General features: G+C 69.1%; 15 protein-coding genes and 2 rRNA genes. 14 read left to right on the forward strand and 3 right to left on the reverse strand.

The genetic code is table 11. From position 1 onward, the window contains the following. Positions 1–6 precede the first annotated feature (6 nt). The 7 genes from JGS22_RS11665 (at position 7) to JGS22_RS11695 (ending at position 8,162) form a co-directional block, all read left to right on the forward strand. Positions 7–3,135, forward strand: a 23S ribosomal RNA gene (locus JGS22_RS11665). A 68-nt stretch (positions 3,136–3,203) separates the two neighbouring features. Beyond that, a 5S ribosomal RNA gene (gene rrf / locus JGS22_RS11670) occupies positions 3,204–3,320 on the forward strand. Between the two features lie 78 nt (positions 3,321–3,398). Continuing rightward, positions 3,399–4,571 carry an acetoin utilization protein AcuC gene (locus JGS22_RS11675; RefSeq protein WP_211041268.1) on the forward strand — a complete coding sequence of 391 codons (1,173 nt, stop codon included), beginning with the start codon at positions 3,399–3,401 and terminating at the stop codon, positions 4,569–4,571. 734 nt (positions 4,572–5,305) lie between these two features. Beyond that, positions 5,306–5,515 carry a helix-turn-helix domain-containing protein gene (locus JGS22_RS11680; protein WP_155540548.1) on the forward strand — a complete coding sequence of 70 codons (210 nt, stop codon included), beginning with the start codon at positions 5,306–5,308 and terminating at the stop codon, positions 5,513–5,515. 122 nt (positions 5,516–5,637) lie between these two features. After that, complete coding sequence (locus JGS22_RS11685; protein ID WP_003948845.1) at positions 5,638–5,736, forward strand: 30S ribosomal protein bS22; 99 nt, start codon at positions 5,638–5,640, stop codon at positions 5,734–5,736. 286 nt (positions 5,737–6,022) lie between these two features. Beyond that, positions 6,023–7,057, forward strand: a complete 1,035-nt coding sequence (locus JGS22_RS11690; protein ID WP_211041267.1) for an NAD-dependent epimerase/dehydratase family protein — start codon at positions 6,023–6,025, stop codon at positions 7,055–7,057. Then, positions 7,050–8,162, forward strand: coding sequence for a lysophospholipid acyltransferase family protein (locus tag JGS22_RS11695; protein ID WP_211041266.1), 1,113 nt, complete (start codon positions 7,050–7,052; stop codon positions 8,160–8,162). Before JGS22_RS11690 ends, JGS22_RS11695 begins: the two co-directional genes overlap by 8 nt. A 211-nt stretch (positions 8,163–8,373) precedes the next feature. Here JGS22_RS11695 and JGS22_RS11700 read toward each other — a convergent pair whose 3' ends face one another. From JGS22_RS11700 to JGS22_RS11710, 3 genes are all read right to left on the reverse strand, one after another. After that, on the reverse strand, positions 8,374–9,624 hold the full coding sequence (locus tag JGS22_RS11700) for a DUF5667 domain-containing protein (protein WP_211041265.1): 1,251 nt from the start codon (positions 9,622–9,624) through the stop codon (positions 8,374–8,376). 401 nt (positions 9,625–10,025) lie between these two features. Next, entirely contained in the window at positions 10,026–10,877 is an 852-nt protein-coding gene (locus JGS22_RS11705) for an ECF subfamily RNA polymerase sigma factor, BldN family (RefSeq protein ID WP_211041264.1), read from the reverse strand. A gap of 523 nt (positions 10,878–11,400) precedes the next feature. After that, positions 11,401–12,423 (reverse strand): HAD family hydrolase, encoded by a 1,023-nt coding sequence (locus JGS22_RS11710; RefSeq protein WP_211041263.1) that lies wholly within the window; start codon positions 12,421–12,423, stop codon positions 11,401–11,403. Positions 12,424–12,502: 79 nt separating this feature from the next. On the opposite strand from JGS22_RS11710, the gene JGS22_RS11715 reads away from it, so the two are divergent. The 7 genes from JGS22_RS11715 to JGS22_RS11745 all read left to right on the forward strand — a co-directional run bounded on the left by JGS22_RS11715 (position 12,503) and on the right by JGS22_RS11745 (position 21,076). After that, a complete protein-coding gene (locus JGS22_RS11715; RefSeq protein WP_211041262.1) occupies positions 12,503–12,739 on the forward strand; it encodes a glutaredoxin family protein in 237 nt (78 codons plus the stop codon). 256 nt (positions 12,740–12,995) lie between these two features. Continuing rightward, positions 12,996–13,856 carry a redox-sensing transcriptional repressor Rex gene (locus JGS22_RS11720; protein WP_211041261.1) on the forward strand — a complete coding sequence of 287 codons (861 nt, stop codon included), beginning with the start codon at positions 12,996–12,998 and terminating at the stop codon, positions 13,854–13,856. Then, complete coding sequence (locus JGS22_RS11725) at positions 13,853–15,277, forward strand: glutamyl-tRNA reductase (protein WP_211041260.1); 1,425 nt, start codon at positions 13,853–13,855, stop codon at positions 15,275–15,277. The genes JGS22_RS11720 and JGS22_RS11725 overlap by 4 nt, the downstream gene beginning before the upstream one ends. A 70-nt stretch (positions 15,278–15,347) precedes the next feature. After that, positions 15,348–16,304: a hydroxymethylbilane synthase gene (gene hemC, locus JGS22_RS11730; protein ID WP_268980945.1), complete on the forward strand. Its 957-nt coding sequence runs from the start codon at positions 15,348–15,350 to the stop codon at positions 16,302–16,304. A 50-nt stretch (positions 16,305–16,354) separates the two neighbouring features. Then, positions 16,355–18,004: a bifunctional uroporphyrinogen-III C-methyltransferase/uroporphyrinogen-III synthase gene (locus JGS22_RS11735; protein WP_308405813.1), complete on the forward strand. Its 1,650-nt coding sequence runs from the start codon at positions 16,355–16,357 to the stop codon at positions 18,002–18,004. Continuing rightward, positions 18,001–18,990 carry a porphobilinogen synthase gene (gene hemB / locus JGS22_RS11740; RefSeq protein WP_211041258.1) on the forward strand — a complete coding sequence of 330 codons (990 nt, stop codon included), beginning with the start codon at positions 18,001–18,003 and terminating at the stop codon, positions 18,988–18,990. Before JGS22_RS11735 ends, hemB begins: the two co-directional genes overlap by 4 nt. Positions 18,991–19,519: 529 nt before the next feature. Next, positions 19,520–21,076 (forward strand): FG-GAP repeat domain-containing protein, encoded by a 1,557-nt coding sequence (locus tag JGS22_RS11745; protein WP_211041257.1) that lies wholly within the window; start codon positions 19,520–19,522, stop codon positions 21,074–21,076. Positions 21,077–21,200 lie beyond the last annotated feature (124 nt).

The raw sequence follows: 21,200 nt of genomic DNA on the forward strand, positions 1-21,200 counted from the left end.
ATCTGTGGCCAAGTTTTTAAGGGCGCACGGTGGATGCCTTGGTACCAGGAACCGATGAAGGACGTGGGAGGCCACGATAGGCCCCGGGGAGCTGTCAACCGAGCTTTGATCCGGGGGTGTCCGAATGGGGAAACCCGGCAGTCGTCATGGGCTGTCACCCATACCTGAACGCATAGGGTATGTGGAGGGAACGCGGGGAAGTGAAACATCTCAGTACCCGCAGGAAGAGAAAACAACCGTGATTCCGGGAGTAGTGGCGAGCGAAACCGGATGAGGCTAAACCGTATGTGTGTGATACCCGGCAGGGGTTGCGCATGCGGGGTCGTGGGAGTTCTTTTGATTGGTCTGCCGGCCGGTCGGTGAGTAAAAAATTGTGGGTGTAGGCGAAAGGCATGCGAAAGGCCTGGCGTAGAGGGTAAGACCCCCGTAGCTGAAACATCTGCAACTCATTTGAGAATTTCCCAAGTAGCATGGGGCCCGAGAAATCCTGTGTGAATCTGGCGGGACCACCCGTTAAGCCTAAATATTCCCTGGTGACCGATAGTGGATAGTACCGTGAGGGAATGGTGAAAAGTACCGCGGGAGCGGAGTGAAATAGTACCTGAAACCGTGTGCCTACAAGCCGTGGGAGCGTCGCGCATCAAACTTGTTTTGGTGTGTCGTGACTGCGTGCCTTTTGAAGAATGAGCCTGCGAGTTTGCGGTGTGTTGCGAGGTTAACCTGTTGTGGGGGAGCCGTAGCGAAAGCGAGTCCGAATAGGGCGTTCGAGTAGCATGCTCAAGACCCGAAGCGGAGTGATCTAGCCATGGGCAGGGTGAAGCGGCTGTAAGAGGTCGTGGAGGCCCGAACCCACCAGGGTTGAAAACCTGGGGGATGACCTGTGGTTAGGGGTGAAAGGCCAATCAAACTCCGTGATAGCTGGTTCTCCCCGAAATGCATTTAGGTGCAGCGTCGTGTGTTTCTTGCCGGAGGTAGAGCACTGGATAGGCGATGGGCCCTACCGGGTTACTGACCTTAGCCAAACTCCGAATGCCGGTAAGTGAGAGCGCGGCAGTGAGACTGTGGGGGATAAGCTCCATGGTCGAGAGGGAAACAGCCCAGAGCATCGACTAAGGCCCCTAAGCGTGTGCTAAGTGGGAAAGGATGTGGAGTCGCAGAGACAACCAGGAGGTTGGCTTAGAAGCAGCCATCCTTGAAAGAGTGCGTAATAGCTCACTGGTCAAGTGATTCCGCGCCGATAATGTAGCGGGGCTCAAGTACACCGCCGAAGTCGTGTCACTCCAACATGAGACCTAACGGTTGTTGGGGTGGGTAGGGGAGCGTCGTGTGCCGGGTGAAGCAGCCGCGTAAGCGAGTTGTGGATGGTACGCGAGTGAGAATGCAGGCATGAGTAGCGATACAAGAGTGGGAAACTCTTGCGCCGATTGACTAAGGGTTCCTGGGTCAAGCTGATCTGCCCAGGGTAAGTCGGGACCTAAGGCGAGGCCGACAGGCGTAGTCGATGGACAACCGGTTGATATTCCGGTACCCGTGATACAGCGCCCAACACTGAATCTTCTGATGCTAAGGCCGTGAAGCCGCCCCTGTTCTCCTTTGGAGTGTGGGGGAGTGGTGGAGCCGCTGATCCAAGGTGGTAGTAGGTGAGTGATGGGGTGACGCAGGAAGGTAGTCCAGCCCGGGCGGTGGTTGTCCCGGGGTAAGGGTGTAGGGCGGCATGCAGGTAAATCCGTGTGCTGTGTGCCTGAGACCTGATGCCGAGCCTTTTTGGTGAAGTGGATGATCCTATGCTGTCGAGAAAAGCCTCTAGCGATGTTGTGTTGCGGCCCGTACCCTAAACCGACTCAGGTAGTCAGGTAGAGAATACCGAGGCGTTCGGGTGAACTATGGTTAAGGAACTCGGCAAAATGCCCCCGTAACTTCGGGAGAAGGGGGGCCATTTCTGGTGATAGGGACTTGCTTCCTTGAGCTGGGGGTGGCCGCAGAGACCAGCGAGAAGCGACTGTTTACTAAAAACACAGGTCCGTGCGAAGCCGTAAGGCGATGTATACGGACTGACGCCTGCCCGGTGCTGGAACGTTAAGGGGACCGGTTAGCTGTGATTCGTCATGGCGAAGCTGAGAACTTAAGCGCCAGTAAACGGCGGTGGTAACTATAACCATCCTAAGGTAGCGAAATTCCTTGTCGGGTAAGTTCCGACCTGCACGAATGGCGTAACGACTTCTTGACTGTCTCAACCATAGGCCCGGTGAAATTGCATTACGAGTAAAGATGCTCGTTTCGCGCAGCAGGACGGAAAGACCCCGGGACCTTTACTATAGCTTGATATTGGTGTTCGGTTCGGCTTGTGTAGGATAGGTGGGAGACTTTGAAGCGCACACGCCAGTGTGTGTGGAGTCGTTGTTGAAATACCACTCTGGTCGTGCTGGATGTCTAACCTGGGTCCGTGATCCGGATCAGGGACAGTGTCTGGTGGGTAGTTTAACTGGGGCGGTTGCCTCCTAAAGAGTAACGGAGGCGCCCAAAGGTTCCCTCAGCCTGGTTGGTAATCAGGTGGTGAGTGTAAGTGCACAAGGGAGCTTGACTGTGAGACTGACGGGTCGAGCAGGGACGAAAGTCGGGACTAGTGATCCGGCGGTGGCTTGTGGAAGCGCCGTCGCTCAACGGATAAAAGGTACCCCGGGGATAACAGGCTGATCTTCCCCAAGAGTCCATATCGACGGGATGGTTTGGCACCTCGATGTCGGCTCGTCGCATCCTGGGGCTGGAGTCGGTCCCAAGGGTTGGGCTGTTCGCCCATTAAAGCGGCACGCGAGCTGGGTTTAGAACGTCGTGAGACAGTTCGGTCCCTATCCGCTGCGCGCGTTGGAGTTTTGAGAAGGGCTGTCCCTAGTACGAGAGGACCGGGACGGACGGACCTCTGGTGTGCCAGTTGTTCTGCCAAGGGCATGGCTGGTTGGCTACGTTCGGGAGGGATAACCGCTGAAAGCATCTAAGCGGGAAGCCTGCTTCGAGATGAGGACTCCCACCCACTTGATGGGGTAAGGCTCCCAGTAGACGACTGGGTTGATAGGCCGGATATGGAAGACCCGTGAGGGTTGGAGTTGACCGGTACTAATAGGCCGAGGGCTTGACCATAGATTTGCTCGCGTCCACTGTGTAGTTTCTGAGACAGCAACCTGTTCCGGTTGTGTGTTTCACCGTGTTTCGGTGGTCATAGCGATGGGGAAACGCCCGGTTACATTTCGAACCCGGAAGCTAAGCCTGTCCGCGCCGATGGTACTGCATGCGGGAGCGTGTGGGAGAGTAGGTCGCCGCCGAACAATTTTTGAAGGAAAGGGTCGTACCGGATCGCCGGTACGGCCCTTTTCTGCGTTGTCCTCGATGGATACGGTGTCGCTATGAGTGGCGGCGCGCAGGTGATGTGGGACAACGCGGTGACCGGCTACGACTTCGGCGCCGGGCATCCGATGAATCCGGTCAGGCTGGCCCTGACGATGGACCTCGTGGAGGCTTTCGAGCTGGACCGCAGGGCGCCCGTGGTGGCGGCCAGGGCCGCCGGGGAGTCCACGCTTCGGCTGGTGCACCGGGAGAGCTACATCGAGGCGGTTCGAAGGGCCTCGCTCGACCCCGAGAACGCCGACGAGTCCTTCGGTCTGGGGACGACGGACGATCCGGCGTTCGCCGGGATGCACGAGGCCAGTGCGCTCATCGCCGGCCAGTCGGTGGGAGCGGCCGAGGCGGTGTGGCGCGGGACGGTGCAGCACGCGGTGAACTTCGCCGGCGGCCTGCACCACGCGATGCCCGGTTCCGCCTCCGGCTTCTGCATCTACAACGACGCCTCCCTCGCGATTGCCCGCCTGCTGGAGCTGGGCGCGGAACGGGTGGCGTATGTGGACATCGACGTGCACCACGGGGACGGGGTGGAGTCCGCGTTCTGGAACGATCCCCGGGTACTGACGATTTCGCTGCACGAGCACCCCCGTGTGCTCTTCCCCGGCACCGGCTGGCCGGAGGAGACCGGTGGTCCGGACGCACCGGGCTCCGCGGTCAACGTCGCGCTGCCGCCGGGGATTTCGGACGGCGGCTGGCTGCGGGCTCTGCACGCGGTGGTACCGGAGCTCCTTGAGGCGTTCGCTCCGACGGTGCTGGTGACGCAGCACGGTGCGGACACCCATATCGAGGATCCGCTGGCCCATCTCGCGGTGACGGTGGACGCCCAGCGGGAAGCCGCGATGGCGCTGCACGACTGGTCCCACGCCCACGCGCAGGGCCGCTGGGTGGCGCTGGGCGGCGGTGGTTACGCGGTGGTCGACGTGGTGCCGCGCACCTGGACCCATCTGGTCGCGGTGGCGGCGGGTGCGCCGATCGACCCGGCCACGGAGGTGCCGGAGGAGTGGAGGCAGCGGGTGTACGCGCGTACCCGGGCATCTGCCCCCAGGCGTATGACGGATGGGGGAAAGCCCGTGTGGCGGGACTGGGAGGAGACCGGGTACGACCCGGGCGACGCGCTGGACCAGGCCGTGCTGGCGACGCGTCGTGCGGTGTTCCCCTCGCACGGACTGCTTCCCTGAGCGGTTGCGCGGTCCCGGTGTGTGGTCGTGGGTGTCGGGCGCGGCCCGGTCGGCGCGCGGTGGTGGCTGGGGCGTCAACCGGCCCGCTGTGACAGGAGGTTGGGGCCCCGGCGGTGTGTGGCCGTCGGTGCTCGGCGGACGCGGGTACGTCGACTGCGGGAGTCCGCGTCCATGTTCTGCGGCAGCGGTCCTGCTCTGAGTGTCCGTCAGGTCCGCCCGGGAAGTGGGCAGTTGTGCGTACGTCGCGATGAACTCGGGTGGGTCTGCGGGGTGGTGTGGAACTGTGGAGAGGCGCACGGGCGGGGGTCATATGCGCCCCGCGCACACCAACGCGTTCACCGCTCTCTCAACAGCCGGTCCCGGCTCGGCTGTTGACACGGCGTTCGGGGCGCGCGGGTCGGTTGTCACGGGGGTCGGAAGCCCTGAGCCGCAGGTCAGTCGGATGGTCCACGAGGTCGGGGCGGAGCAGCCGGGAGAGTGGCGGCCGTGCCTCCGGGGCGGCTGCGGAGGGGTGTTGAGCGAGGTTCCACTGCTTACGCTGAGCCCTGCGGGGGCTACTGAACGCTCATGCGGTATGTACTCAAACAGACACGTCTGTCACAGTAGGGGACTGATCGCGACTCCTCTTCCCCCCTTGCATCACCCGCCCCGAATCTGGGGAGGTACGCGCATGGGAGCTGGAGACACCGGAGGGGAAGCCGGTGCCCTACATGTGCGGAAGGTTCAGGTGTGAAATGGCTGCTGGCGAGAAGCCTCTGAGCGAGGTCAACTTTCTGACGGTGGCGGAAGTCGCCGCCGTGATGCGGGTGTCCAAGATGACCGTCTACCGCTTGGTTCACAGCGGTCATCTGCCGGCGATCCGGGTGGGAAGGTCCTTCCGGGTGCCGGAGAACGCGGTGCACGAGTACCTCCGTCAGTCCTACGTGGGGGTGGAAAGCGCCTGAGAAGGTCGTGATTCCGGCCCTCGGTTACGAGCATTGACTCCAGGCGGGTACGCTGAGCCGATGTAGGTAGTGTGGGCTCGGACGCCCCGCACCGAGTGAAATCGAAGTGAGCGAGGGTAGTCGTGGGCTCAGTTATCAAGAAGCGGCGCAAGCGGATGGCCAAGAAGAAGCACCGCAAGCTGCTCAAGCGCACGCGTGTGCAGCGTCGTAACAAGAAGTAGTCGCTCAAGTTCGGGCGACCGCGTCACGCGGGTCTTCTGACCACAACACGGGGCTCTCTCCTCATCCGAGGAGAGGGCCCCGTTTGTTGTGGGCGGCAGGAGAGCTGCGGCGAGGGGCGTGCGCCGTGCGGGCAGCCTGTGCGGAACGTATGGCGCCGGTCGCTTTCCGTGTCCTGTTCCGACGTCGCTCCCGCGGGCAACCGATACGGTGTCCAGTGGCCCGGGGCGTGTACCGCAGATGTACTCGCGCCCCGTGGGCCCCGTACACAGCGGCATGGGAGGGGCTTTGGGCAGAGTCGTACTCGTGACGGGTGCCGGAAGGCAGCTCACCGCGCGGTTCATCCGCCGGGTGCAGCGGGACGGCGACATCGATCGGCTGATCGCCGTCGATGTGCAGCCGCCTGCGCACCAGTTGGGGTCCGCCGAGTTCATCGCCGCCGACATCCGACAGCCGGCGATCGGGCGGCTGCTCGCCGAGCACCACGTCGACACCGTCGTCCACATGGATGTGAACGGAACCCCGATCGGGCCCCGCGGCAGCCGGACGTCGGTCAAGGAGACCAACGTCATCGGCACGATGCAGCTGCTCGGCGCCTGCCAGAAGGCACCCTCGGTGCGCAGGCTCGTCGTCAAGTCCAGCACGAACGTGTACGGTTCGGCGCCGCGCGACCCCGCGGTCTTCGTCGAGTCGACGGTCGCCAAGGCCCTGCCCAGCGGCGGCTTCGCCAAGGACGCGGTCGAGGTCGAGGGGTACGTGCGCGGCTTCGCCCGCAGACGTCCCGACGTCTCGGTCACGGTGCTGAGGTTCGCCAACATCCTCGGGCCCACCGCGGACACCCCGCTGGCCGAGTACTTCAAACTCCCGGTGCTGCCCACCGTGTTCGGATACGACCCGAGGCTGCAGTTCGTCCACGAGGACGACGCGGTCGAGGTGCTGGCGCTCGCGTCCGGCGAGCCGCGGCGCGGCTCCTACAGCGCGGGCACCTTCAACATCGCCGGCGGCGGGGTCCTGCTGCTGTCCCAGTGCGCCCGACGGCTCGGCCGGCCGACGGCCCCGATGCTGCTGCCCGCGATCCGCTGGGCCGGCAGCGCGCTGCGGGCGGTGGGAGTCACCGACTTCTCGCCCGAGCAGATTCGGCTGCTCACGCACGGCCGGGTCGTACGAACCTCGCAGATGCGCGAGATGCTGGGATTCACACCGATGTTCACCACGGCGGAGGCGTTCGGAGACTTCGCCGGGAGCCAGCCGCCGGGGCTGCTGCCGCCGCGCACCCTCGCCGGCGCCGTCGACCGCTTGCAGGAGGCCGTACGCCATGGCTGACGCCAAGGTCATTCCCTTCGACGACGACCGCAGGGGAGCGGGCGGCCGGACGTCCGGACGTGCGGGGCGCCCGGCGGCCCGCAGACGTGCCCGTGAGCGCGGCGACGGGGGGCTCGCCCCGGTCGGGGAGGTGCCCGGTGCCGCGGAGGGCCCGGGCGCCCCAACAGGGCCGGAGACGGCCGAAGGCGCCACCGGCGGGGGAACGGCGTCGGCGGGTACGCCCGGTTCGTCCGGCGAGCCGCCCGTGCTGGACCGTCTGCTCGGCGAGGGCTGGGACGCCCGCACCGCCCGCGGACTCTCCTTCCTGCGCCGCAGGCTCACCGGCGAGTACGAGGTGGACGACTTCGGTTACGACGCCGAGCTCACCGACGCGGTGCTGATGTCGCTGGTGCGACCGCTGTACGAGAAGTACTTCCGGGTCGAGGTGCGCGGGGTGGAGAACATCCCGGCCGACGGCGGTGCGCTCGTGGTGGCCAACCACTCGGGCACCCTGCCGTGGGACGGGCTGATGCTCCAGGTCGCGGTGCACGACCACCACCCCGCGGAGCGCACGCTGCGGCTGCTCGCCGCCGATCTGGTCTTCATGCTGCCGGTGGTCAACGAGCTGGCCCGCAAGGCCGGTCACACCCTCGCGTGCGCGGAGGACGCCGAGCGGCTGCTGGAGCGCGGCGAGGTCGTCGGGGTGATGCCGGAGGGCTTCAAGGGCATCGGCAAGCCGTTCTCCGAGCGGTACAAGCTCCAGCGCTTCGGCCGGGGCGGGTTCGTCTCGACCGCGCTGAAGGCGGGTGCGCCGATCGTGCCGTGCTCGATCGTCGGGGCGGAGGAGATCTACCCGATGATCGGCAACTCCCGTACGCTCGCACGGCTTCTGGGCTTCCCGTACTTCCCGATCACCCCGACGTTTCCGCTGCTGGGGCCGCTGGGGGCGATTCCGCTGCCGACGAAGTGGACGATCCAGTTCGGCGAGCCGATCCCGACGGACGGCTATCCGCAGGAGGCGGCGGACGACCCGATGCTGATGTTCAACCTGACCGACCAGGTGCGGGAGACGATCCAGCACACGCTGTACAAGCTGCTGGTGCAGCGGCGGTCGGTCTTCTTCTGAGCGCGCTTCTTCTGCTCGCGCCCGCAGAAACGTCTGTGCGGCCCGGCGGGCGCTCTCCACGGGCGTGCGTGCGGCGCGGGACGGGCGCCGGGCTCTTCGTCGGGCTCCTCGCCGGGCGGTCGCCGGGTGGATGTCGGGCGGTGGAAGCAGCACGGTGGCCCGGCATCCGGAAGGACGCCGGGCCACCGTTTCCGAGGACGGAGCAGGAGGGTCAGTCGTCCCGCTCGCTCTCCAGCCCGAGTCCGGGCAGGCCGCCGGGCAGCAGCGGCGGGATGGTGATGTCCGGCGCCGAGGGGCGGGAGGGCGAGTCCTCCGAACCCTTTCCGTCGCCCTTCGCGGGCGGGTTGAGCAGCCCGCCCGTGCCGCCGCCGAGCAGGCCGTCCTGCGAGGCGTCCGGGCTGGGGCCGGACTTGTCCGGGGCGTTGTCGTCCTCCGGGCCCCGGCCGCCGTCCTCGGAGCCGCGACCGTCCGCGTCGCCCTCCGGGGCGGAGGGGCGCCCGTCGTCCTTCCCGGGGCCGCCGCCGTCCTCCGGGTCGGGGCTCGCCCCCGGGGTGCCCGGGTCGGGCTGGCCCGGGGCCAACTTCCGCACCGCGTAGGCGTCGCGGTTCATCGCCTCGAACACGGAACTGACCTCGTCGCTGATGTCCTGGAGCTGGACGGGCAGTCGGCTGCGCATCGAGGTCCAGGTCTCCTGGTGCGAGTCGGCGAAGGAGGACAGCGAGCGCAGCGGGCCGAGGTCGCCGTCCTTGGAGTGCGCGCCGCTGAGGAGCCTGCGGCCCTCGGCGGCGTTGCTGCTCATCGCGCCGAGCGCCTTGCGCACCTCGCTCACCGAGGTGTGGTCCAGCTCGCCGGACCTGCCGCGCTCCAGCAGCCGCCGGGCTTCGTGCATACGGTTCGAGGCGTGGTCGAGGTGGACCGTCCCGCGGGCGGTGTCGTCGTCCGCCATGTCGAGCTTGAAGTCCTCCATCCCGCGCTTCAGGCCGTACAGGCGGTCGCCGGGCAGGGCGTCCGTGCTGGCTGCGGCGACGCCGCCGAGAGCGCCGGCGGCGACGCCGACGGTCAGCCCGCCCGCGGCCAGCCCCTTGCTCAGGCGGGACTTGGGACGCAGCCGGCTCATCGCACTTCGGGGCTCCGCCCGGTGGGCACCGCGGCCCGAACGGCCTCGCTGCTCGGGCACCTGGCCGCCACCGGCCAGTTCGCGCTCCATCGCGGCGATGAGCTGCGCCCGTTGGACGCTCTTCACTTCGGGGTCCAACGCGGGCTTGGGCAGTGCGCCCAGCTCCTCGGCAACGGCGAGCAGCAGACTGTGCTCGCCGGTCTCCGCCCGCTCGGCCTCGGAACCTTCCGCCGGCGTCGGGTCGCTGCCCGCGGCCTCGGGCAGCTCCTTCTCCGATCGCGCGGAAGCGTCGAGGGCCTGGGCGAAGGCGTTGGCCCGCCGGTTGGTGGACACGGATGGAATCAAGGCGGCACCTCCTCTCATCAGCACGGTGGACTCCGGGCCTCAGGGGGAGGGTTCCACGGTCTGCTCAATGCCACCCGATCGAGTGAACGCGGGTGGACAGCGAGAGCCCACGGGGAGTCTGCCAACCCGACAACGAGCGGCAGCGCACTCGGGTTACGGAGTGGCGATGATGTGACCGCAACGTGACGCAGGGGTGAGTGAAGCGCGCGCAGGCGGGGCCGCAGGCAGCGGAACGGACGGGCCGCGGGGCGGCCGGTCGGTGCCGGAGGCGTCCGCGCCACGGACGCCTGGCCTCCGGTGACGGTCGTACGGGTCGCCGGCACCGGAGGTCAGGCCGGTGCCGGCGACCCGCGGGCTGCCGGGTCGCGCGCGGGCGTTGTCGTCCGAGGAGGGATCTGCCGTCAGCGGGCCTCTTCCGGGAAGAGGCGCGCCAGCGTACGGACCGCGCGGTACTGGAGCGTCTTGATCGCGCCCTCGTTCTTGCCCATGATCCGCGCGGTCTCCGCGACCGAGAGGCCCTGGAGGAAGCGGAGCGTGACGCACTCCTGCTGCTGCGGGTTGAGCCGGCGCACGGCGTCCAGCAGCGCGGCGTTGGAGAGCGACTCCAGTACGGAGTCCTCCGGGCTGCGCTCGACCTCGTTCGCGTCCAGCATCTCGCCGGTGGTGACCTCCAGCCGGAAGCGGCTGGACTTGAAGTGGTCGGCCACCAGATTGCGGGCGATGGTGACGAGCCAGGCGCCGAAGTCGCGGCCCTGCCAGGTGAAGGTGCCGATGCGGCGCAGCGCGCGGAGAAAGGTCTCGCTGGTCAGGTCCTCGGCGGTGGCCTTGCTCCCGACCCGGTAGTAGATGTACCGGTACACCGTGTCCGAGTAGTGGTCGTAGAGCTGGCCGAACGCCTCGGTCTCGCCGTCCTGGGCGCGTTCGACCAGGTCCATCATCCGCCGGCTGTCGCTGTCGGCGGCGGGCCTGCGGGCGTTGCCGCGGGCCTGGGGGCGGGAGCGTTTGCCGGTGGTGCCGGTGGTTCTGGCCGCTTGGGTGGTCGGCGCGCTGGTGGTGCGGTCGGCGAGCGCGTACGCGGGGGGTGTGGCGGGTGCCGCTGCGAGGCCCGTAGCGGCGTGTGGTGCGGGGACTGTGCGCGCGACGGCTGGGACAGCGTTCGCGGCGGGGACGGGGACAAGTGCGCACAACCGTTGGACGAGGGTGGTGCGCAACGTAGCCAGGCCCGAGGCGTCAACCCCGACGTGTGGGTACACGGGACTCCCAGAGGCAGAGCTTCCATCATGTGCGGGTTCGACACGAGTTGCCCTGGGACGGGCGTACGGGTGCCGTATTGCGTCTGAGGAGAATAACGCTTCGTGCAGGAGCTACTACGCGTGGTTGCGGAAATCGCTGCTTTGCTTCGTTCTCTTATGGAATGCTGCTCGGTTGATCACCGAACCGGTGTTTGTTTCTGACCGTTTGATGAGGGAAAGCTGCCCGCATGCCACCGAGTTGAGCCGGATCGCCGTGCGTACGACTGGCGTGCGGCGAGGTTGGGTAAGTGGCGGTGTCGCAGGAGCGATCAGAAGTCGGCCGACACGCGACGCCGGTGATCGCGGCGCGGCGGGTCGGGGCGTGACGACGCGTCGTCCGGGGTTCGCAGCCCCGGGTTCGCAGCTCCGGGTTCGCGCCCCGGGTGCGGGAGTTCGGGTGCAGTGCCGGACGGCGCGTGGCATCGGGGCGTCGGCCGCGGCGGGCGTGCGGGTGCGCCGTGGCGATGGGGTGCGGCCGTGCGGGTCAGCGCCGGCGGCGCTGGAGGGCGACCGCGGCAGCCGCGCCGCCCGCGACGGCGCCCACGCCGGCGGCGGCCGGGATGCCGATCTTCGCCGCCTTGCGGCCCGTTCGGTAGTCGCGCAGGCGCCAGCCGTGCTGCCGCGCGTGGTTGCGCAGCGCGCTGTCCGGGTTGATCGCGTACGGGTGGCCGACCAGCGAGAGCATCGGGATGTCGTTGGAGGAGTCGCTGTACGCGGCGCAGCGCTCCAACTCCAGGCTCTCCGCCTCGGCGAGGGCCCTGACCGCCTCCGCCTTGGCCGGCCCGTGCAGTGGTTCGCCGACGAGGCGGCCGGTGTAGACGCCGTCGACGGACTCGGCGACGGTGCCGAGCGCACCGGTCAGGCCGAGGCGGCGGGCGATGATCGTCGCCGTCTCGACGGGGGCGGCGGTGACGAGCCACACCTTCTGGCCCGCGTCCAGGTGCGCCTGGGCGAGTGCGCGGGTGCCGGGCCAGATGCGGCTGGCCATGTACTCGTCGTAGATCTCCTCGCCCATCTCCATCAGTTCGGAGACCCGGTGGCCCTCGACGATGGACAGGGCGCTGGCCCGTACGTCGGCGAGGTGCTCCGGGTTCTCCGAGCCCGCGATCCGGAAGTACGCCTGCTGCCAGGCGAAGCGCAGCAGTTCGCGTGTGTCGAAGAACTCACGCTTGTACAGGCCCCGACCGAAGTGGAAGATCGAGGCGCCCTGCATCACGGTGTTGTCGAGGTCGAAGAAGGCGGCGGCGCGCACGTCGCCGGTGACCGGGAACTCCGGCTCCTCGGGCGGGCTTTCGGCCGACTTCCCGGCATCGGTCTGCGCCGCGGAATCCGGCCCATCGGGCTGCTTGGACCTGCGTGACCTGCGAGATTCCCGGGGCGCGTCGTCCTGCTCGGCCCGGCCGGCGCGTTCCGCCTCGCGGGCCGCCTCGGCCGCGGCCTCACCGGCCAGGACACTTCGCGGTGTTGCCAAGTGCCTACGACGCGTGAGCCATGCCAGTCCGCTCATGTGGTGAGCATAGCCATCCCGTTCCGGTGCTCCGGTGAAGAGCGGATGTCGCGTCCGCTACGGGCGCGACAATGGCGGCATGAGGACTGTGACGCTCATCGGGAAGCCCGGCTGTCATCTCTGCGACGACGCACGGGAGATCATCGCGGAGGTCTGCGCGGAGGTGGGGGCTGCGTGGGAGGAGAAGGACATCAACACCGACGAGGAGCTGTACCGCAAGTACTGGGAGCAGATTCCGGTGGTGCTGGTGGACGGCTCGCAGCACGACTTCTGGCGGGTGGACCGCGGCCGGTTGCGGCGCGCGCTGGGTGCCTGAGCGGGGCTCTTTCGACGATTGGGCGCACGGGCCCGGCTCGACTACCATCGAGTACGTTTTGCCGCTCGGGGGGCTGGTCGTAAGGAGTCTGCAGGTGCGCGCTTCCGTGTGTGTGGCACCTGTCACTTCCAAGGGGCAAACTGGACACAATCTTTGTGCACGCGTTCACAAAGACATAGCCTGTGGGGGATGGGGCGGCCGCCGCGCACGCTGTGCACAGAGTCGCTCACCGCTTTGCGTAAACGGCAGGAGCACCGTGGCAACTGGCCGAACTCACCGACCGGCGAACCGAAGCCGAGGGATTCCCGAGGCAACTGTCGCCCGACTTCCGCTGTATCTGCGGGCCCTCACCGCGCTCTCCGAGCGCTCGGTGCCCACGGTCAGTTCGGAGGAGCTGGCGACTGCCGCCGGCGTCAACTCGGCCAAGCTGCGCAAGGACTTCTCCTACCTCGGCTCGTACGGCACCCGCGGTGTCGGCTACGACGTCGAGTACCTCGTCTACCAGATCTCGCGCGAACTGGGCCTGACCCAGGACTGGCCGGTCGTCATCGTCGGTATAGGAAACCTGGGCGCGGCGCTCGCGAACTACGGGGGGTTCGCCTCCCGCGGTTTCCGGGTCGCCTCCCTGATCGACGCCGATCCGGAGATGGCGGGCAAGGTCGTCGCGGGCATCGAGGTCCAGCACAGCGACGGCCTCGAGCAGGTCATCGAGGACAACGACGTGTCCATCGGCGTGATCGCCACGCCCGCCGCCTCCGCGCAGCCGGTGTGCGACCGGCTCGTTGCCGCGGGCATCACCTCCATCCTCAACTTCGCCCCGACGGTGCTCTCCGTGCCGGACGGGGTGGACGTGCGCAAGGTCGACCTCTCGATCGAGTTGCAGATCCTCGCCTTCCACGAGCAGCGCAAGGCGGGCGAACTCTCCGACGAGGACGCCGAGGAGCTGCCGCAGGGCGCCGGGGAGGTGACCGCTTCGCCGGTCGCCCCGCCCGCGGCCTCGGTCACCAAGCGCGGCAGCGGCTCCGGCAAGTCGCCGGCCGGTGCGTCGGGCGGCACGTCCGGCCGGAACGGCGAGCCGGGAAGTGACGGGGACGTCCCCGCCGTGATGCCGGCATGAGTCTGCTCGTCGTCGGACTGAGTCACCGCAGCGCGCCGGTCAGCGTGTTGGAGCGGGCGGCGCTCGCCCCCGCGGCCCGCGGCCCGCTGCTGGCCGATGTGCTGGGCGCCGAGCCCGCCACCGAGGCGGCGGTGCTCTCCACCTGCAACCGGATCGAGCTGTACGCGGACGTGGACAAGTTCCACGCCGGCGTCGCCGAGCTCTCCACGCTGCTCGCCCACCACAGCGGCGTCGGCCTGGAGGAGCTCACTCCCTACCTGTACGTGCACTACGAGGACCGGGCGGTCCACCACCTCTTCTCGGTGGCCTGCGGCCTGGACTCGATGGTGGTCGGCGAGGGCCAGATCCTCGGCCAGATCAAGGACTCGCTGGCGTACGCCCAGGATCAGCACAGTGCGGGCCGGCTGGTCAACGACCTCTTCCAGCAGGCGCTGCGGGTCGGCAAGCGGGCCCACAGCGAGACCGGCATCGACAAGGCCGGGCAGTCGCTGGTCACCTTCGGTCTGGAGCAGCTCGCGGGGGGTGCGGAGATCGCGGACTGGGCGCGCGGCAGACGCGCGCTGGTCATCGGGGCGGGTTCGATGTCCTCGCTCGCCGCGGCGACCCTGGTCCGCGCCGGCGTCACCGAACTGGTGATCGCCAACAGGACGTTGGAGCGTGCCCGGCGGCTCAGCACCTCGCTGAGCGCCTATCTCCCGGACCTGTCGAACCTTTCGGACGCCGCGGGGTTCGCTCCGCGGGACGGTGCCCGGAACGCGCGGCGAAACGCTTCGGTGGGCGAGCGGCTCGACGTCGCGGCCGTCGCGATGGACGCCGTGACCGACGAACTCGCCGGCGCGGACATCGTGGTGTCCTGCACGGGCGCCACCGGGCTGGTTCTGTCCACCGAGGACGTCGAGGCGGCCGTCGCCCGGCGGGCCGCGGACGCTCCGCCGCTCACCCTGCTCGACCTGGCGATGCCCCGTGACGTCGACGCCGGTGTGCACCGCCTCGCGGGCGCGCGGCTGGTGGACATCGAGTCACTCGCCGACGCCGCGGCCGACGCCCCGATGTCGGCCGACGTCGACGCGGTGCGGACCCTCGTCGGCGAGGAGGTCGCCGCCTTCGGCGCGGCGCAGCGGGCGGCGACGATCACGCCGACCGTGATCGCCCTGCGGGCCATGGCCTCCGAGGTGGTCAGCTCCGAAATGGCGCGGCTCGAGGGCCGGTTGCCCTCGCTCGCCGAGCGGGAGCGCGCCGAGATCACCCAGACCGTACGGCGCGTGGTGGACAAGCTCCTCCACGCGCCGACCGTGCGCGTCAAACAGCTCGCGGGGGAGCCCGGTGGCGCGGGCTACGCGGACGCGCTGCGCGAACTGTTCGACCTTGACCCCGAGACGGTCGCTGCCGTCAGCAAGCCCACCAGGAGCGGCCGTGAGTGAGTCACCCGTCACACCTGTCCCATCCGTCGTCCCACCCGCCGGCGACACCGGCACCGGGCAGCCGCCGCCGCTGCGGCTCGGCACCCGCCGCAGCCGGCTGGCGATGGCCCAGTCCGGGCAGGTCGCCGAGAAGATCACCGAACTGACCGGCCGGCGCGTCGAGTTGGTGGAGATCACCACGTACGGCGATGTCTCCAAGGAGCAGCTGGCGCAGATCGGCGGCACCGGGGTCTTCGTCTCCGCGCTGCGGGACGCCCTGCTCGCCGGCGAGGTCGACCTCGCCGTGCACTCGCTGAAGGACCTGCCCACCGCGCAGCCCGAGGAGTTGGTGGTCGCGGCGATGCCGCCGCGCGTCGACCCCCGGGACGCCCTGGTCGCACGGGACGGGCTGACCTTCGCCCAGCTGCCCGACGGCGCGAGGGTCGGCACGGGGTCGCCGCGCCGCATGGCGCAACTGGCGTCCTGGGCGCGGGCGCTGGGCCGTGAGACGGAAATCGTGCCGATCCGAGGGAATGTCGACACTCGTATTGGGTACGTGCGATCCGGGGAACTCGACGCAGTCGTCCTCGCCGCCGCGGGCCTCACCCGGGTGGGCAGGATCGACGAGGCTACCGAGCTCCTCGATCCCCATGAGATCCTGCCCGCTCCCGGCCAGGGGGCACTCGCAGTCGAATGCGTCGCCGCGAGCGCGCAACTCGCTGTCCAGCTCGGCAAGCTCGACGATCCGTTGACTCGGCTCGCCGTGACTGCCGAGCGAACCCTGCTCGCCCGGCTCGAGGCCGGTTGCAGCGCACCAGTGGGTGCGCTCGCCGACTTCTGGGTCAACGAGCAGGACGTCACTGAAATGCGCCTGCGCGGCGTCGTCGGGACCACCGACGGATCCACGCAGGTGCAGCTGTCCACCACCGGTTCCGTACCGGCGTCCGCCGACGAGGCGACGGCCCAGTCCATACTGCTGGGCCGTGACCTTGCCGACGCGATGCTCGCCAAGGGTGCGGCCGGTCTGATGGGGGAGCGAGCACATTGAGCCCCACAACCGCCCACAACGCCACCGCGTCTGCCGGCACCACCGCAGGCGTGGCAGTACCGAGTGCGCAGGCCGCGCATCGGCACTTCTACGGCGCGAACGGTCACGTCACCTTCCTCGGCGCCGGGCCCGGGGACCCGGGGCTGCTGACACTGCGGGCTGTGGAAGCCCTCTCGCAGGCCGACGTGCTGGTCGCTGATCCCGAGGTCCACGACGTCGTACGGACCCATGCGCGGGCAGGCGTGGACACGCCGCTCCAGGCCGTCGCGGACGAGACATCCGCCACAGCCGGTGGTGCAGCAGATCTTGTCATGCGGGCCGCGCGCTCCGGCAAGCGGGTCGTACGAGCGGTGCTCGGGGACCCGGGCCTGGACGCGGGTGCAGGTCAGGAGATGCTCGACTGCGCCAGCGAGGGCATCATCTTCGAGGTCGTGCCGGGTGTGGCCAACGTCGTGGGAGTGCCCGCCTACGCGGGCGTTCCGCTGCGGGACGCGCACGGCACCGACGTCCGTTTCATCGACTTCCGCAGCGCGGACAGCCGATGTTGGACGGAGGTCGGCGCGAGCGACGCCACCGTGGTCGTCTCCGCGACGCTGGAGACCGTCACCGCGGCTGCCGCCGAGCTGGTCACCGCGGGCCGCAAGCCGGACACCCCGTTGACGGTGACTGTCGCCGGCACCACCACCCGGCAGCGGACCTGGTCGGCGACGCTCGGCAGCATCGCGCAGACCTTCAAGCAGGCCAAGGTGCTGCCGACCGCCGACGGCGGACAGCCGGCGATAGTCGTCGTCGGCGAGCGCAGCGCCCCCGCGCAGCGCGACCGACTGGCCTGGTTCGAGTCCAAGCCGCTGTTCGGCTGGAACGTACTGGTGCCGCGCACCAGGGAGCAGGCCGCCTCGCTCTCCGACCAGCTCCGCTCCTACGGCGCGGTGCCGGCCGAGGTGCCGACCATCGCCGTCGAACCCCCGCGCACCCCGCAGCAGATGGAGCGTGCGGTCAAGGGCCTGGTCACCGGGCGGTACGAGTGGATCGCCTTCACCTCGGTGAACGCCGTGAAGGCGGTGCGCGAGAAGTTCGAGGAGTACGGGCTGGACGCGCGCGCCTTCGCCGGGATCAAGGTGGCCGCGGTCGGCGACCAGACGGCCAAGTCCCTGGTGGAGTTCGGCGTGAAGCCGGACCTGGTGCCCAGCGGTGAGCAGTCGGCCGCCGGCCTGCTCGAGGACTGGCCGCCCTACGACCCGGTCTTCGACCCGATCGACCGCGTCTTCCTGCCGCGTGCCGACATCGCCACCGAGACGCTGGTGGCGGGGCTGATCGAGCTGGGCTGGGAGGTCGACGACGTCACGGCGTACCGGACGGTGCGTGCGTCGCCGCCGCCGGCGGAGACCCGCGAAATGATCAAGAGCGGTGGCTTCGACGCGGTGCTCTTCACCTCCTCCAGCACGGTCCGCAACCTCGTCGGTATCGCGGGCAAGCCGCACAACGTGACGGTGATCGCCTGCATCGGCCCGGCGACGGCCAAGACGGCCGAGGAGCACGGGCTGCGGGTGGACGTACTCTCGCCGGAGCCGTCCGTGCACAGACTCGCCGCCGCGCTCGCCGACTTCGGCACCGCCCGCAGGGCCGCGGCCCTCGAGGCGGGCGACCCGGTCAAGCGGCCGAGCGAGAAGCGACCGACCCGCAGGAGGGCACGTACGTGAGTGACTACGGCAGCTATCCGGCTGCCCGGCCCAGGCGGCTCCGCACCACTCCGGCGATGCGCCGGATGGTTGCCGAGCACCGGCCGCACCCGGCCGACCTGATCCTGCCCGCGTTCGTGCGCGAGGGGATCGAGGAGCCGGTCCCGGTCTCCTCGATGCCCGGCGTCGTCCAGCACACCAGGGACACGCTGCGCAAGGCGGCCGTGGAGGCCGTGGAGGCGGGCATCGGCGGGCTGATGCTCTTCGGAGTGCCGCTGGTAAAGGACGCGGTCGGCTCGCAGGGCACGGACCCCGACGGCATCCTCCAGGTCGCGCTGCGGGACGTACGGGCCGAGGTGGGCGACGAGTTGGTGCTGATGTCCGACCTCTGTCTGGACGAGTACACGGACCACGGCCACTGCGGAGTCCTCGACGAGCAGGGCCGGGTGGACAACGACGCCACCCTGGAGCGGTACGCGCAGATGGCACTCGTCCAGGCCGAGGCGGGTGCCCACACGCTGGGGCCCAGCGGCATGATGGACGGCCAGATCGGCTTCGTGCGGCGGGCGTTGGACGAGGCGGGCCACACGGACGTCTCGCTCTTCGCCTACACCGCCAAGTACGCCTCGGCGTTCTACGGCCCGTTCCGGGAGGCCGTCGGCTCCTCGCTGCGCGGGGACCGCAAGACCTACCAGCAGGACGGCGCCAACGCCCGTGAGTCGTTGCGGGAGTTGGCGCTCGATCTGGCCGAGGGCGCGGACATGGTGATGGTCAAGCCCGGGCTGCCGTACCTGGATGTGCTGAAGACCTTCCGCGAGCACGCGGACGTGCCGGTGGGCGTCTACCAGATCTCCGGCGAGTACTCGATGGTGGAGGCCGCCGCCGAGAAGGGCTGGATCGACCGCGAGGCGGCGATCGTCGAGACGCTCACCAGCTTCCGCCGGGCGGGCGCCGATCTGGTGCTGACGTACTGGGCGGTGGAGGCGGCGCGGCTGCTGCGCCGCTGAGGCGCGTCCTGCCGGATCCGCGCCGGGGGACGCGGCCTCGGGCCCATGCGCGGGCGCGAACACGGCCGGCGCTGAGGGCGCGTGTTCGGGGCGCGTGCCGAACCTCAGAGCATGCTGATGAGCCCGTTGTCGCTCAACTCGCCACGGGCTCATGGGCGCAGGGCCTTCCTCTCCTGCCGGTTCACGACCGTTGCAGCGCGCGGGGCTCTGGAGAGCAGCGGAGGCGAATCGGCAGGGTAGGGCCCGGGTAGGGCAGCGTGCGTTGAACTTCCACGCTCTCGTCGTTCGGCGCGGGGCGAGGCCGAGCGGGTCGGGGTGGTGCAGCGGGCGGTGTCGGGGTCGGTTCCTGCGGTGAGTTGATCGAAGTGCCCGTACGGGACGCGGGGCGGTGAGCGCCCCGCCGTGGTCTTCGGCAACCAGCGGCGGGCCGCGTTCGTGGCCGGATCGAAGTCCGGCGCGCTGGACGCTTGACGCGGAGCCTCGTACGGAGCGACTCCCGCCGGCCGGCCCGGCTGAGTACTCTGCGCGGATGACCCTCCACCGGCCTCGCCCGCGCCGCCGCCCGCTGGCCGTGGTCGCGGCGTGTGCCGCGTTCGGCGTCCTCGGCCCGGCCTGCTCCGGCGGCGGCTCCGAGGAGGCGCCGGTACCCGGCGCGAGCGACGTACCGAGCACGCTGGACAAGGATGCCCTGAGCACCGAGCGGCCCCGAAAACCCAAGGGCGGCAGGGCGGCGCGCTCGGACTTCGACGGGGACGGCTACCCCGACGCCGTCGTTCAGCTCAAAGGCGGACCCGTCGCCGGGCTGGAACGGGCGTACGGTCCGCTCGCCGTGCTGTACGGCGGCGAGGACGGCCTCCGCCCGGATGGGAAACCACTGGTCGCGGGCGAGGGGCGGAAGGACGACCGGGGCTTCCTGACCGAGGGGTACGCGCTCCCGATCGTCGGCAGCGCCGGTCCCGACCTCGGCCAGGACGTCCAGCACCACGCGCGGGACTTCGACGGGGACGGCTACACCGACCTCGTCGCCGAGCGCCATCTCGAGCCGGGCTCCGAGGACGGCAAGCACCCGCACCACATCGTGCTGCTGCGCGGCGGCCCGGACGGCCTGAGTGACGAGGCCGTCCGGCTGCGGGCGCCCGGCAACGAGGAGGGCGCGTTCCTGGAGCTCGGTGCCGTTGGTGACTTCAACGGCGACCGCCACCCGGACCTCCTGGTCGTACGAGAGCAGCGCACCGGTGCGAAGCCGAACGCGCAGATCCTGTACGGACCCTTCGACTCGTCCGGGAAGATCGCCACGTTCCAGTCGCTGGGCACCGGCGACCTCCGCACCGACCGGTCGCCGGGCAAGCCACTCACCGCCGACTTCGACCGCGACGGGCGTACCGACCTCCTCATGGTCAGCGACTACGACGAGGAGTACGAGGGCGAAGCACCCCGGACGCCGGTGCGGTACTTCCGCGGTACGCCCGAAGGGCCGGTCCACGACGCGGAGTTGACCGGGAGCCTGACCTCGCGCGTGGCGACGGACCACGGTTCCGAGGTGCGTGCCGGCATGGACCTGGACGACGACGGCTATCCGGACATCCTGCCGCCCGGCCAGGGCGAGAAGACGGATCGGCGCTATCTGCGCGGTGGCCCCGAGGGCATCCGGGCCGGCACCGAACCCCTGACCACGGGGGAGGACGTGGGTTCGCCGCTGCTGGAAGCGGACGTGACAGGGGACGGCGACGCGGAGTTGGTCTCCCGGATCCCGCACGGCGAGCACCGCAACCGGGGCGCGATCCAGGTGGCCGCCAAGCAGTCGGGACCACGCCTCCGCCCGATCCAGGCCGTGCACATGGACACCCCCGGTGTCCCCGGTGAGGTCTTCGCCGGCGGCGGCTTCGGCAAACGCGACCGCTTCGCCGAGGGTCTGCACGTACTCGACGCGGACCAGGACGGTCACGCGGACGTACTGGCCTCGGAGGGCTTCGGCGGACCGAAGCAGCGCTTCGGCGGCCTGTGGTTCTTCCGCGGTGGACCGGACGGCCTGCGCACCGACGACGTACGCCGCTTCCGGCTCCCGGAGCTGGGCCACCGGCGGTAGCCCTCCCTGTTCGCCGAGCGGAGCCCGACAACCCGTCCGTGCAACGGAGTTGCGCCTGCGTCGCGCTCAGGAACGTGTCGCGGCCCGGGCAGGTCGCCCGGGGCAGGTGGAGCGTGCGCAGGGG

Origin of the sequence: Streptomyces tardus (assembly GCF_018101125.2) — a bacterium.
Taxonomy (GTDB): Bacteria; Actinomycetota; Actinomycetes; order Streptomycetales; family Streptomycetaceae; genus Streptomyces; species Streptomyces tardus.

What these genes read in the sequence shown, in the direction of transcription:
- JGS22_RS11695 (WP_211041266.1), top strand. Translation starts at nt 7,050, where the DNA reads ATGGCTGACGCCAAGGTCATTCCCTTCGACGACGACCGCAGGGGAGCG.
- JGS22_RS11745 (WP_211041257.1), top strand. Translation starts at nt 19,520, where the DNA reads ATGACCCTCCACCGGCCTCGCCCGCGCCGCCGCCCGCTGGCCGTGGTC.
- JGS22_RS11710 (WP_211041263.1), bottom strand. Translation starts at nt 12,423, where the DNA reads ATGAGCGGACTGGCATGGCTCACGCGTCGTAGGCACTTGGCAACACCG.
- JGS22_RS11715 (WP_211041262.1), top strand. Translation starts at nt 12,503, where the DNA reads ATGAGGACTGTGACGCTCATCGGGAAGCCCGGCTGTCATCTCTGCGAC.
- JGS22_RS11680 (WP_155540548.1), top strand. Translation starts at nt 5,306, where the DNA reads ATGGCTGCTGGCGAGAAGCCTCTGAGCGAGGTCAACTTTCTGACGGTG.
- JGS22_RS11725 (WP_211041260.1), top strand. Translation starts at nt 13,853, where the DNA reads ATGAGTCTGCTCGTCGTCGGACTGAGTCACCGCAGCGCGCCGGTCAGC.
- JGS22_RS11675 (WP_211041268.1), top strand. Translation starts at nt 3,399, where the DNA reads ATGAGTGGCGGCGCGCAGGTGATGTGGGACAACGCGGTGACCGGCTAC.